The sequence below is a fragment of the Brevibacillus reuszeri genome (assembly GCF_001187725.1).
Classification (GTDB): Bacteria; Bacillota; Bacilli; order Brevibacillales; family Brevibacillaceae; genus Brevibacillus; species Brevibacillus reuszeri.
Genome location: NZ_LGIQ01000009.1, coordinates 1,108,651 through 1,121,812, shown reverse-complemented (window position 1 = coordinate 1,121,812; position 13,162 = coordinate 1,108,651). Strand labels below are relative to the sequence as shown.

At 47.0% G+C, this 13,162-nt stretch carries 10 protein-coding genes; 8 read left to right on the top strand and 2 right to left on the bottom strand.

Translation table 11 applies throughout. The features are described from left to right. The first annotated feature begins 120 nt into the window (after nt 1-120). The 8 genes from pepF to ADS79_RS19525 all read left to right on the top strand — a co-directional run bounded on the left by pepF (nt 121) and on the right by ADS79_RS19525 (nt 11,036). Entirely contained in the window at nt 121-1,929 is a 1,809-nt protein-coding gene (gene pepF / locus ADS79_RS19560; RefSeq protein WP_049740059.1) for an oligoendopeptidase F, read from the top strand. 261 nt (nt 1,930-2,190) lie between these two features. Then, complete coding sequence (locus ADS79_RS19555) at nt 2,191-3,420, top strand: efflux RND transporter periplasmic adaptor subunit (RefSeq protein ID WP_049740058.1); 1,230 nt, start codon at nt 2,191-2,193, stop codon at nt 3,418-3,420. 3 nt (nt 3,421-3,423) lie between these two features. Then, nucleotides 3,424-6,510, top strand: coding sequence for an efflux RND transporter permease subunit (locus ADS79_RS19550; RefSeq protein WP_049740057.1), 3,087 nt, complete (start codon nt 3,424-3,426; stop codon nt 6,508-6,510). A 119-nt stretch (nt 6,511-6,629) separates the two neighbouring features. Continuing rightward, nucleotides 6,630-7,418 carry an SDR family oxidoreductase gene (locus ADS79_RS19545; RefSeq protein ID WP_049740056.1) on the top strand — a complete coding sequence of 263 codons (789 nt, stop codon included), beginning with the start codon at nt 6,630-6,632 and terminating at the stop codon, nt 7,416-7,418. A gap of 43 nt (nt 7,419-7,461) precedes the next feature. After that, nucleotides 7,462-7,953: a YajQ family cyclic di-GMP-binding protein gene (locus ADS79_RS19540; protein WP_049740055.1), complete on the top strand. Its 492-nt coding sequence runs from the start codon at nt 7,462-7,464 to the stop codon at nt 7,951-7,953. Nucleotides 7,954-8,089: 136 nt separating this feature from the next. Then, nucleotides 8,090-8,566: a hypothetical protein gene (locus ADS79_RS19535; RefSeq protein WP_049740054.1), complete on the top strand. Its 477-nt coding sequence runs from the start codon at nt 8,090-8,092 to the stop codon at nt 8,564-8,566. A gap of 230 nt (nt 8,567-8,796) precedes the next feature. Next, a complete protein-coding gene (locus tag ADS79_RS19530; protein WP_049740053.1) occupies nt 8,797-10,455 on the top strand; it encodes an AMP-binding protein in 1,659 nt (552 codons plus the stop codon). A 68-nt stretch (nt 10,456-10,523) separates the two neighbouring features. Continuing rightward, entirely contained in the window at nt 10,524-11,036 is a 513-nt protein-coding gene (locus tag ADS79_RS19525; protein WP_049740052.1) for a GNAT family N-acetyltransferase, read from the top strand. 61 nt (nt 11,037-11,097) lie between these two features. On the opposite strand, the gene leuD is transcribed toward ADS79_RS19525, so the two are convergent. Continuing rightward, entirely contained in the window at nt 11,098-11,685 is a 588-nt protein-coding gene (leuD, locus tag ADS79_RS19520; protein ID WP_049740051.1) for a 3-isopropylmalate dehydratase small subunit, read from the bottom strand. Continuing rightward, on the bottom strand, nt 11,682-13,112 hold the full coding sequence (gene leuC, locus ADS79_RS19515) for a 3-isopropylmalate dehydratase large subunit (RefSeq protein ID WP_049740050.1): 1,431 nt from the start codon (nt 13,110-13,112) through the stop codon (nt 11,682-11,684). The genes leuD and leuC overlap by 4 nt, the downstream gene beginning before the upstream one ends. Nucleotides 13,113-13,162 lie beyond the last annotated feature (50 nt).

Below are 13,162 nucleotides of genomic sequence, written 5' to 3'. Positions count from 1 at the left end.
CTCCCCATGATTCGTTGCGAGAAAGATGTTCTTCTCATTTGAACCGAATAACATAATAGGATAGGATAAGAATATGGATGATTTGACCATAGGAGACATCAATCCGAGGGAGTGATCACGGTGAACAAAAGCAAAACACTGCCTAAACGCAGTGACGTCCCCGCTGAATACAAATGGCGTTTGGAAGATATTTATCCAAGCGATGCTGATTGGGAAAAAGACGTTCAAAAAGGAAAGCAACTCGCTGATCAAATAGCAGCACTGAAAGGTACGCTGGGACAATCGGGTAAAAACCTGCTACAAGCGTTGACGCTGCAAGATGAGCTGCTCAAGACCCTTGATCAGGTATACGTATATGCACGGATGAGACGTGATGAGGACAATGCCAACAGCACGTATCAAGGGCTTACCGATCGTGCGACAGGCCTGAGCACACAGGCATACGGCGCTATTTCGTACATACAGCCGGAGATTCTTGCTATCTCCAATGATGAGCTACAGAAGTGGATCGAAGAGGAGGCGGGCCTTGCGCATTATCGCATTCTATTGGATGAAATCATGCGTTTTCAGCCACATACGTTATCTTCGGAGGAAGAGGCGCTGCTTGCAAACATGAGTGAGCTTGCTTCAGCACCGTCCAAAATTTATGGGATGCTAAACAATGCCGATATGAAATTCCCGATGATTACGGATGAGAATGGGGAAGAAGTCGAGCTGACGAAAGGCCGTTATATACAGTTCATGGAGAGCAAGGATCGCCGTGTACGCAAAGAGGCATTTGAGGCATTGTACGAGACATACGGCAAATTCCGGAATACAATTGCAGCGTCGCTGACCTCGGCGATCAAAGGTGATGTTTTCTACGCCCGTACACGTAAGTATCCATCTGCTTTGTATGCTGCGCTGTTCGCTGACAATGTGGATTTGTCTGTGTACGACAATTTGATTGCGACGGTTCGCGAGCATTTGCCACTGATGCATCGTTATATTGCGCTTCGCAAAAAGCTGCTTGGTGTAGATGAGCTCCACATGTACGATCTCTATGTTCCGATCGTACCTGAAGTGGAGATGAATATCCCCTATGATCAAGCAGTATCAACGATTAAGGAAGCTCTCCACCCGCTTGGAGAAGAGTACGGCAGCATTTTGGAAGAGGGCTTCAGCAATGGCTGGATTGACGTATATGAAAATGCAGGGAAAACGAGCGGTGCCTACTCATGGGGAGCCTATACGACCCATCCTTTCGTGCTGATGAACTACCAGGATAACGTCAACAACATGTTTACCCTCGCACACGAAATGGGACATGCGCTGCATAGCTATCATTCGAACCATGCACAGCCTTACACGTATGCAGATTATAAAATCTTTGTAGCCGAAGTGGCCTCTACGCTGAACGAGGCTCTATTGATGAATCATCTGCTCGAAACCACGACCGACAAAAAACAGCGGATGTACTTGATTAACTACTACTTGGAGCAGTTCCGCGGTACGGTGTTCCGTCAAACGATGTTTGCTGAATTCGAGAAGATTGTCCATGCAAAAGAAGAGCAGGAGGAGCCGCTCACTGCTGACTCCCTGAGTGAAATTTATCGGAAATTGAATGTAGCGTATCATGGACCGGATATGGTCGTTGACGAAGAGGTTGATTTGGAGTGGGCGCGAATTCCTCACTTTTACCGCAACTTCTATGTCTACAAATACGCGACAGGCTTCTCAGCAGCGACCTCACTCTCCAAGCAGATTTTGGAGGAGGGGCAACCGGCTGTTGATCGATACCTGCAATTCCTCAAGGGCGGTAGCTCCAATTATCCGTTGAATTTGCTCAAAACAGCGGGCGTAGACATGACATCTGCAGCACCAATCGCAGAGGCACTGAGTGTATTCAAAGGGCTGCTAGAAGAGATGGAGCAGCTCGTGGGAGAGTAAGCTATTTCCTGAAATAGAATATATAGGGAAAAACGACAGTCAAGAGACGATCTCTTGGCTGTTTTTTCATGTTTATACTTTTCATTGAAAAAAAACTAAAAAACGGTAACTGAATCATATTTCCTTCGTATATACTTTTGACTTGTGCAAATTCTCCGACCTGGGACGGAGGGGAAGTTCCATCCGGTGACTGTTTTGCAGTGTAGGGAAAAACTGGCACAATAACGCAAGGGAATGATTGTAAAACTTGGAGGAATCACTGTGAAAAAACGAGTGTCGGTTGTTCTGGCTTCACTTTTGCTCGTCACCGCTGGCTGCGGCGGACCAGCTGCTGAAACACCACAACAGGCAGAGGCAGAAGTAAAAGCAAAGGTAGTAGAGGTAGTGAAGGTTAAAAAGGAAAGCAGCCCAGTTTTATTGCGGGTGACGGGAATGGTCGAGGCAAAACGTGATGCCGTACTGCCATTCGGAACAGGTGGAACAATCTCTACGATTTCAGCAATCAAAGGAACGAAAATTTCCCAAGGTCAAGTCTTGGCAACATTGGATGCCAAGTACTTCCAGCGAGAAGTAGAGGCAGCGGCAAGTCAGGTAGAAGAGGCGACAGCACGTCGCACAAAGACACTCAAAGGAGCAACAGCAGAAGCGATTGAAAAGCAGCGTCTGCAAGTAAAAAGTGCACAGGAAAAATTGGAAAAAGCGAAGCAGGATGTCGCAACTGATGAAAAGCTGTTAGCTGGTGGAGCTATTTCGCAGAGCGAAATAAATGAGCGAAGACGTGCCTTGACTCAAGCTGAAATTTCTGCACGAGATGCCCAGCTAGCGTTAGATGAGTTGATGCGCGGGGCACAGCCAGAGGACATTGCGTTAGCAAATGCTTCGATCAAGCAAGCGAGCGGTCAAGTAGAACGGGCAAAAAAGAGCCTCGATGATGCCAAGATTCAAGCTCCGTTCTCCGGAACGATCGTAGATGTCTACAAGCAGGTAGGCGAGCAGGCATCCCCTGGTGAGAATATCATCCATCTGGTTGATTTATCAGAAGTAAAAGTGACTCTGGACGTAACGAACGATTTGATCAGCCAGTTCCAGGAAAAAGCAAGCGTACAGGCGGCATCCGATGACGGCAAGAAGAGCGAGGGGACTGTTACATTTGTTTCACCGGTTGTTGACAAGCAGACAGGTAAATACCGCGTGGAAGTAACGATTCCGAACTCCGAAGGCTACTGGCGCGGGGGGATGGCAGCGGTTGTAGAGATGCCACGCAAGGTGAACGGCTTCCTCGTTCCTCTTGAGAGCGTCGGAGTAAGTCAGGAGAAGCACTATGTCATGGCAGTTGAGAATGGCTTGACTGTAAAAAAAGAGGTCAAAACAGGACAGATGGTAAATGACCAGATTGAAGTTGTTTCAGGAATCAAAGAAGGAGATCAGCTTTTGCGCAGTGGAATCACGTTCTACGTCGAGGGGCAAAAAGTTGAGGCGAAGGGAGAATAGAGCATGAACAAGATGATTCTCTTTTTGCTGAAAAGACGGTTAATCGTCTACCTCTTTACGTTTTTGCTCGTGATTGCAGGATTAGGCTCCCTAATGAGCTTTAACATCGAGCTGGTTCCGAAGACGAACTTTCCGATGCTCTCCGTCAATATTTCAGGCGGATCGCTCCCTCCAGAAGAGATGGAAGAGAAGATCACGAAGAAAATTGAGCAGGAATTGAAGACCTTGGCTGACATCAAGGAATACTCTTCAACGACAGGCACCGGCTACGTCAACATGACGATCAAAGCAAAAGAGGGCAGAGGTGAGCAAGCCAAGCAGGATGTACAAAATGCAGTTAACCGCTTGCGCAACGGCTTCCCTAAGGCAGTAGATACGGTCAACGTTTCCCAAATGAATTTCGGTGACGAGCAAATGATTGACTACGCGTTGGTTGGGTCAGATCCTCAGGCTATGCTGAGTATAGCCAAAACAACGATTAAAGATAGAATCGAAGAAGTGCCAGGCGTGAAGGAAGTAAAGATTTCTGATCGCAGCTTTGAAAATCAGATTGCGATTAGCTTACTGCCGGAAAGACTCAATGCGTACCGGACGACACCGGATCAAGTTATCTCTCAGCTGAAGGAGACGAACTGGAAGCAAGCGATTGGAACCTTGGAAAATAGCGGCTTTGATACGGTTGTCATGATTGATAACACATACAACACCGTGCAGGAATTAAGTGTAGTGCCGATCAATACGCCGAACGGAACAGTAACGTTAAATCAGCTCGCAACGATCGAAGATTTGCGCGGAAAAGTGAAAAACTCTGTTGCTCTGACTAATGGTAGCGTATTCGTTCATTTAAGTGTTTCGCGCGCAGATGGTAGCGATCTGATTACGACTCAACACAAGGTCGAAGATGTGGTTCGTGAAATCAATGCGGAGGCAAATGGGCAGTACAGCATGAAGGTCATGTTTGAAGCCGTATCCTATATTCAGCATGCTGTTTCCAATCTGAGCCGCGATGTTATGATCGGTGGAGCGCTTGCGATCATTATCTTGTTCGTTTTCTTGCGCAACTGGCGTGTGACCTTGGTAATTGCAACGACTCTCCCGCTTTCTGCTTTCATGACTTTTATTGCAATGAAACTTGGCGGCTACAATATCGACATGATTACGCTCCTATCACTCAGTCTCTCGGTCGGTCTGATCGTAGACGCCGCCATCGTTGTATTGGAGAGCATTTATCATTTCCGGGAGAAGGGCGAACCACTCTCGCAAGCGATTGTAAAAGGGACAAGAGAAGTATTTACGCCTGTTTTTACCTCGCAGCTGACGATTATTATCGTATTTTTGCCCCTCATTTTCGCGGATTTTGAAGACTGGCTAAAGCCGATCCTGACTACGATTGCCTTCACGGTATCATCAGCGATCATTGCCTCTACCATTGCGGCGTTCTTCTTTGTACCAGTATTTTCTGAACGATTTTTACAGAAGGACAAAAATGTTTCCATCGAAGGCGAAGGAAAAGAAAATGCGATTAATCGTGCTTTCAACAGCTTGCTGAAGCTGGCTTTGCGCAATCGAGTCAAAACGCTGCTTGTTGCATTGGCAATGCTGGTCAGTATCGTGTTCCTGATGCCATTTATGAAGATGGGGCAAGGAATTAACCCCAATGAAAACCTGGTGTTTGCTACTATACAAATGCCGACGGGATCTACGCTGGAACGCTCGCAAAAAGCGGCTCTTGCAGCGGAGGAAGCATTGCGACAAATTCCTGAGGTCAATGACATCTTTTTCTTCTCTTCCAAAGAGAGTTCTGAAATCTACATCTCCTTGAAGCCAAAGAGTCAAAGAGAAAGAGACAAGGATGCATTAACGTTAGACATCAATGAAAAACTGAAATCAGTACCTGAAGTCGACTCTATTTCTACATCGTTTGGTAGTCAAGGAGGAAGTGCACCAATCCAACTCGATATTGTCGGTGAAGAAATGGAGCAAATGAGCAAGCTCGCAACAGATGTAGAAGGTATGCTCGCGACAATCCCGGGTTTGGAAAACATTCGTAACGACTTCAAAGAAGGAAAAGAAAAAGTAACGCTTGTCCCCAAACAGGATGCGCTAGCCCGCCTGGATGTGGATCATCGTTCCTTGCTGCAACAGCTTAGCGTGATGATCGGCAATCAACAAATCACCTCTATTACGAAAAATGGAATCGAGGTAGATGTAGTTGCCAAGATGCCGGATAATTGGCTCAAGCACCCTGATCAGCTTCGGAATGTTACCGTGAGCTCAAGAAGTGGAGCACAGGTACCGCTTGTGGATCTGGTTGACATCACCTACAGCAAATCACCGGTGACCATTACACATGAAAAAGGTCATCGCATCGTAAAAGTGTCCGCTGAAATGCAAGGCACAGATTTAGGTGCAGTGGGTCGTGAAATCAATGAGAAATTACCTGCACTGGCAGTTCCCGCAGGTCTCAAGCTCGAAATTGCAGGTAAGCTGAAAGAACAGAGTGCCAATATGACACAAGGTATCTTTGTGTTCATCGGTGTGCTTGCTCTGATTTACGTAGTAATGGTTGCACAGTTTGGCCGTTTGTCCCAACCGTTCATTATTATGCTGACTATACCGATGGCATTAGTTGGCGTGGTCATTGGGTTTGTGATTACGCAGCGGGTATTCGGTGAGCTGGCGATGATCGGGATTATCATGCTCGTTGGGATTGTCGTATCGAATGCGATTTTGCTCATCGACCGGATCAACCTGTTGCGTAATCGTGGAATGAAGACAGGTGAAGCGATTATTCAAGGGACAAAAGACCGTGTACGTCCCGTCATTATGACCAAGCTGACAGCCATTCTCGGGATGCTCCCGATGGGTCTGGCGATGGCGGAGGGCTCCGATTTGGAAGCACCTCTCGCGACCGCGGTTATCTCCGGCTTGATTTTCCATACAATGGTAACGCTGGTTCTCGTACCTGTTTTGTACTCGCTGTTTGAAGGAGTTAAAGAACGGCAGTTGGCTCGCAAAGAAGCACGTAGGGAAAAACGTGAAAGCAAGCGTGCTCTGAAAGCCAAGCCTCCGCAAGAAACAGATCTATAAGGAAAGAGAGAGAAGGGGAGTGTGCGAAAACCCTTCTCTTTTTCTTTTCGTTCGTTTAAAAGTTAGGTAGAATAAGGGAATAAGCATACATAACAAGACCGTTTGAAGGGAGAATCGATATGGATTTGCAGCTTCAGGGAAAGACGGCTATTGTTCTGGCTTCTTCCAAAGGATTAGGCAAGGCGACTGCGTTCTGCCTCGCTCAAGAGGGGGCGAATGTCACGATTTGTGGACGTGATGCGGAGGCACTTGCTTCCGTTCGAACCGAGATTGAGCAAGCAACTGGCAGGGCGCCACTGGCTGTAAAGATTGATGTGACAAAAGAAGAGGATATCAAGCGCGTAGTAGAAGAAACAGTCAATCATTTTGGCACTGTCCACATATTGATTAACAACTCGGGTGGGCCTGTTGTTGGAAAATTCGATCAATTGACAGACGAGCAATGGATTTCTGCTTTCCAGCTGAACCTGCTTAGTTATGTACGAGCAATTCGTGCTGTGCTGCCCCATATGCGGGCAAATCAGTTTGGGCGAATTATCAATTTTGCCTCTTCATCCTTCAAGCAACCGTTGGAAAACTTGATCTTGTCCAATACGTTCCGCACGGGGGTGCTTGGTCTAGCCAAAACCCTATCATCTGAGCTTGGTCCTGACGGTATATTGATAAATACGATTGGGCCAGGGCGCATCGCGACAGATCGTGTTTCGCAATTGGACGGTCTTAGCGCAGAGGCACAAAATACCAGTACTGATGCTGTTCGCGAAAATTGGGAAAAACAAATACCACTTGGTCGTTACGGTCAGCCAGATGAGTTCGCTCGCATGGTGACATTTTTGGCGTCGCCAGCAAACAGTTATGTGACTGGTCAGGCGCTTCTCGTAGATGGTGGTATAGTAAAAGCGATCTAATAGTAGACGGCAGTAACGATAAAACGAGAAGGGGGAAAAACGGATGAGTAAAGAAAGCTCGTTTGATATCGTATCCAAAGTAGAGATGTCTGAGGTAAACAATGCAATTCAGACTGCACTCAAAGAAATCGAAAATCGTTTTGACTTTAAAGGAAGCAAAAGCAGTATTTCTTTGGAGAAAGAGGAGCTCGTATTGATCTCCGATGATGATTTCAAGCTGACCCAGGTGAAAGACATCTTGCTTGGTAAACTGGTAAAACGAGATGTGCCGATCAAAAACCTCGATTATGGGAAAATCGAGCCAGCAGCGGGCGGAACTGTACGCCAACGCGTCAAGCTGGTTCAAGGCATAGATAAAGACAATGCGAAAAAAATCAACAATATTATTAAAGAAGCAGGACTAAAGGTAAAAACGCAAATTCAAGATGATCAGATTCGCGTGACAGGAAAAAGTAAGGATGAGCTACAGCAAGTTATTCATGCGATTCGAAAAGCGGATTTGCCCTTGGATGTGCAATTTATCAACTATCGGTAATCACTAGTACGTGTTCAAAAGGTTGGCTATTTCAGCTCCAAGAAAACTAGAAAAGTTTTGCTTCTAACTCTCTACTACCTTGCGTATGCATGTACTAATAGGTGTGACAAGCACTTGCGAAAGGGAGAGTAGAGACATGAAGGTCTTTATTATCAGTATGCGCAATCTCATTTTAGGTGGAATTGTCTTCGTTGTGGTCCTGGTGGCCGGAATCGTGCTATTGGTGAAAGATCCTTTGCACGTCTCTGACTCGTATCGACCAGGAGAAGCGAGTGTTCCCGTAACTGCAACATCATCGGATATCCAGCCAATCAGTACGGAAAAACCGTTATTGAACATGGATATCAAGGTGGACGGCACCACTGCTGAAGTAACGTTGCTCACACAAAATTTCCAGTTCGTCCAGGACAACGGAGACATGAACCAGAAGCCTGTTTTTGGCCAAGGACATGCGCACCTGTACATTGACGGGGAAGCAAAAGGGATGATCTATCATCCAGATTTCTTGCTGAAAAAGCTGCCCAAGGGAGAACACGAGATTCGGGTAGAGCTGAACTACAGCAATCATTTGCCGTATAAAGTAGAATCGACACAAAAATTTGTCGTTGAGTAAGAAAACCTCTATCGAGGTATTCTCAAGGAGGATCAACCGCGTATAGTGGAAAGTTTCCATGCGCTCCAGAATGTAAAAGCCTCGTGCTTATATATTCTTTATACGGTGAGAAAACAGCGTTCCGATGAGGGACGCTTTTCTTTTTGTGGGTAAGCAGGAATAGACTGGAAGAGGAAGAATCATGATTGTATATAGCAGAATAGTCTGAAATTTTTAGAGGGGGGCGTTTTATGCTGCGATCAATCACAATTGGTGATTTACTCGATGAGACAGCGGGGCGTTACAAGGAAAAGGAAGCAGTCGTTTATCAGGAAAGGTCACTTCGGTATTCCTTTGGTCAATTTCAGGATATATGCAATCAGGTAGCGAGAGGCTTCATGTCGCTAGGTATTGAAAAAGGGGAAAATGTCTCGATCTGGGCAACGAACGTTCCAGAATGGGTTATTTCCCAGTTTGCAACGGCAAAAATGGGTGCGGTGCTTGTGACAGTCAATACCAGCTATCGGACACATGAGCTGGAATACTTGCTGCGTCAATCAGAGTCGACTACACTGCTGCTGATTGATTCGTATCGGGATGCCAGTTATTTGGAGATGATCCGTGACATATGTCCTGAGCTTGCTGAATGCAATCCTGGTGAACTGCGATCCAAGCGGCTTCCTCACTTGAGAAACGTCATTTATTTGGGAGAAGAAAGGCAACAAGGGATGTTTTTGTGGAAAGACTTGCTCGAGCGTTCAGAGCTGGTCAGCGAAGAAGAACGCATCGTCAGGCAGCAATCGCTACTCCCGGATGATGTGATCAATATGCAATATACATCGGGAACGACTGGATTCCCCAAAGGTGTCATGCTTTCTCATGTAAACATCGTCAATAACGCGATTAAAGTAGCGGAATGCCAAGGACTTGGCTTAGAAGACAGGGTATGTATTCCTGTTCCCTTTTTCCACTGCTTTGGTTGTGTAATGGGCACTCTCGCTTGCGTGGCGACAGGAGCAACAATGGTACCAGTAACCGCCTTTGACCCAGGGCTTGTCCTATCAATCGTAGAACAGGAGCGATGCACAGCTTTGTACGGTGTACCGACGATGTTCATCGCAGAATTGAACCATCCGACGTTTGAGGCTCGTGATTTGAGCTCATTACGAACAGGTATCATGGCGGGTTCCTTGTGCCCGATTGAAGTAATGAAAAATGTCGTCGACAAGATGGGGATACGAGATATTACGATTGCATACGGGCAAACAGAATCATCCCCTGTGATTACTCAGACCAGACCGGAGGATTCGATTGAACGAAAGGTAGCCACAGTGGGAAGGCTGCACGAGGGTGTAGAGGCTAAGATTGTTGATCCGGTAACTGGAGAAAGCCTCCCACTAGGCGTTCAGGGAGAATTGTGCACACGCGGATACCTGGTGATGAAAGGCTACTATAACATGCCTGATCAGACTGAAAAGGCAATCGATGCTGATGGTTGGCTGCACACGGGAGATTTGGCTACGGTAGATGAAGAAGGATATTACAAAATCACGGGAAGACTCAAGGACATGATTATCCGCGGAGGGGAGAATATTTATCCACGCGAAATCGAAGAGTTTCTGTATACCCATCCTAAAATCCTCGATGTACAGATCGTTGGTGTACCAGATCCGAAATTCGGGGAGCAGGTACTCGCTTGCATTCGCGTCAAAGAGGATACTGATTTGACCGAAGAAGAAATTCGTTCCTATTGCGAGGGAAAGGTAGCGCACTTTAAGATCCCCCGTTATATACAGTTTGTCACCGAGTATCCGATGACTGCCTCGGGAAAAATACAAAAATACAAGCTGAGAGAACATGCGATGCAATTGCTTGGATTGTCCGCAAGCGAGGCGACAGAAACGGCATAGGTTCTTTACAATCCTCCCTGTGTCTACTATGATGAGTGGATATGTACAGGGAGAGGAGCAGCACGACAATGGAGATTCGGTTACTCGGACCAGAGGATGCAAAAGCTTTTTCCAAGGTAAGACTGGAAGGATTGCAAAAAGATCCTGATGCTTTTGGAGCTTTGTATGAAGAAGAGATCAAACGAACAGATGCTGAATGGAAAGAAAGGCTCTCGAATGCCCACACGGGGGACAGCGGCTTTTTCGGAGCGTTTGTTGAAGGTGAAATTGTGGGAATCATCGGCTTCTTCCGACATCGAGGGACCAAGGCTCGTCACAAAGTTTCGGTTGTCTCCATGTATGTACGTGAATCCCATCGAGGAACAGGGATTGCAGCGGGGCTCATGCAAGAGGAAATTGCGTATTTGAAGAAGCGGGGCGATGTTGACCAGGTTCAGCTTGCAGTCGTGACATCCAATCCTGCCGCCACTCGCTTTTATGAAAAAATGGGCTTCCTCCCGTATGGCTTTGAAAAAAAAGCGTTGAAAATAGGGGAGCGTTACGTAGACGAAACCCATATGTACCTGATGATAAACGAGTAGGCGAACACAAAAAAGCGAAGGCATTGTGCTCATGCATGCCTTCGCTTCTCTATGGTTGATACTAACGGCGGTTAGCCTCGTAAGCTGTAATTTTATCCTCATATTGCAAGGTAATGCCGATATCATCAAGACCATTCAAAAGGCAGTAGCGGCGGTAGGAATCTACCTCGAACGGGTAGGAGAGACCTTCGCTGTCACGAACGACCTGTTCTTGCAGATCAATGGTCAATTGGTAATCTTTTTTGCCTTGTGCACGATTGAACAGCTCATCTACCTGTTCTTCACTAAGAGTGATTGGCAGGATGCCGTTTTTGAAGCAGTTATTGTAGAATATATCAGCGAAAGATGGAGCAATCACTGCGCGGAAGCCATAGTCCAACAAAGCCCACGGTGCATGCTCACGTGAAGAGCCGCAGCCAAAGTTATTTCGGGCAAGAAGAATCGAGGAATCTTTATATTCCGGTGTGTTCAGGATGAACGAATCGATGATGGAGCCATCAACTGCAAAGCGCCATTCGTAGAACAGGAATTGACCGAATCCGCTGCGTTCAATGCGTTTCAAAAACTGCTTCGGGATAATGGCGTCAGTATCGACGTTCACACGATCCAAGGGTGCTACGAGTCCGTTATGGATGACAAATGGATTCATTGGAATACCTCCTTGCTTGCGTTTTCGCTTTTCCATTCGCGTACATCAACAAAGTGACCAGCAATCGCCGCTGCTGCAGCCATTTCAGGGCTGACAAGGTGAGTGCGTCCACCGCGTCCTTGACGGCCTTCGAAGTTACGATTGGAAGTAGAAGCGCAACGCTCGCCTTCTGACAGGATATCTGGGTTCATAGCGAGACACATGGAGCAGCCAGATTCGCGCCAGTCAAAGCCAGCTTCCTGGAAAATGAGGTGCAGACCTTCTTGCTCAGCAAGCTGTTTAACTGCTTGGGAGCCTGGAACAACCATGGCATGTACGGAAGGGGAGACCTTGCGACCTTTTGCTACTTCAGCTGCTTTTCGCAGGTCCTCGATCCGACCATTCGTACAGGAGCCAATAAATACACGGTCGATTTTAATTTCACTCATCGGTGTGCCTGGTTTCAGATCCATATAGGCAAGAGCATCACCGGCAGCCTTGCGCTGGGCAGTTGTTTCAAAGGACTCAGGGTCTGGAACGGTATTTGTGATATTTGTACCCATGCCAGGGCTGGTTCCCCATGTTACTTGCGGAGCGATCTGAGTAGCGTCGATCTCTACACAGGTATCATATTGTGCGCCTTCGTCTGTGCACAGCTGTTTCCAAGCTTCAACAGCAGCGAGGAAGTCTTCGCCTTGTGGGACAAAGCGCTTGCCTTGCAAATAATCAAAAGTGGTTTGGTCTGGAGCGATCAGTCCTGCACGAGCACCACCCTCGATTGTCATATTGCAGACGGTCATGCGCTCTTCCATCGTCAGGCTGCGGATGGCAGCGCCAGTATATTCAACGACATAACCAGTTGCGAAATCAGTTCCGTATTTTGCAATAATCGCCAAAATCAAGTCCTTTGCACTTACACCAAATGGCAGGTCGCCGTTTACACGCACTTCCATTGTTTTTGGCTTCAGCTGCTGGAGACATTGGGTAGCGAGGACATGCTCAACTTCACTCGTACCGATACCAAAAGCGAGGGCACCGAATGCACCATGAGTGGAAGTATGGCTGTCACCACAAACAATTGTCTTGCCTGGATGAGTCAGTCCGAGCTCAGGACCGATTACGTGTACGATCCCTTGGTCAGGACTGTTCAGGTCAGCAAGTGTAATCCCAAACTCTTTGCAGTTTTCAGTCAATGTTTCCATCTGCTGACGGGAGATCGGATCTTTTACGTTGAAGCGATCTGCTGTAGGAACGTTATGGTCCATCGTTGCAAAAGTCAGCTCCGGGCGACGTACTTGTCGACCAGCCAAACGAAGTCCTTCAAATGCTTGCGGGGAAGTCACCTCGTGAACCAGGTGCAGGTCAATGTACAAGAGGCTCGGTTTACCAGCTTCTTCGTGGATCGCATGATTGTCCCAAATCTTTTCAAACATAGTACGGGCTTTCATAGTGATTCCTCCTCCTTCGTGCGAAAACTCTTACAACGGTTGTATCATGG

Coding starts and splice junctions, on each gene's coding strand:
- ADS79_RS19550 (WP_049740057.1), top strand. CDS start 3,424: ATGAACAAGATGATTCTCTTTTTGCTGAAAAGACGGTTAATCGTCTAC.
- ADS79_RS19545 (WP_049740056.1), top strand. CDS start 6,630: ATGGATTTGCAGCTTCAGGGAAAGACGGCTATTGTTCTGGCTTCTTCC.
- ADS79_RS19540 (WP_049740055.1), top strand. CDS start 7,462: ATGAGTAAAGAAAGCTCGTTTGATATCGTATCCAAAGTAGAGATGTCT.
- ADS79_RS19535 (WP_049740054.1), top strand. CDS start 8,090: ATGAAGGTCTTTATTATCAGTATGCGCAATCTCATTTTAGGTGGAATT.
- ADS79_RS19530 (WP_049740053.1), top strand. CDS start 8,797: ATGCTGCGATCAATCACAATTGGTGATTTACTCGATGAGACAGCGGGG.
- ADS79_RS19525 (WP_049740052.1), top strand. CDS start 10,524: ATGGAGATTCGGTTACTCGGACCAGAGGATGCAAAAGCTTTTTCCAAG.
- leuD (WP_049740051.1), bottom strand. CDS start 11,685: ATGAATCCATTTGTCATCCATAACGGACTCGTAGCACCCTTGGATCGT.
- leuC (WP_049740050.1), bottom strand. CDS start 13,112: ATGAAAGCCCGTACTATGTTTGAAAAGATTTGGGACAATCATGCGATC.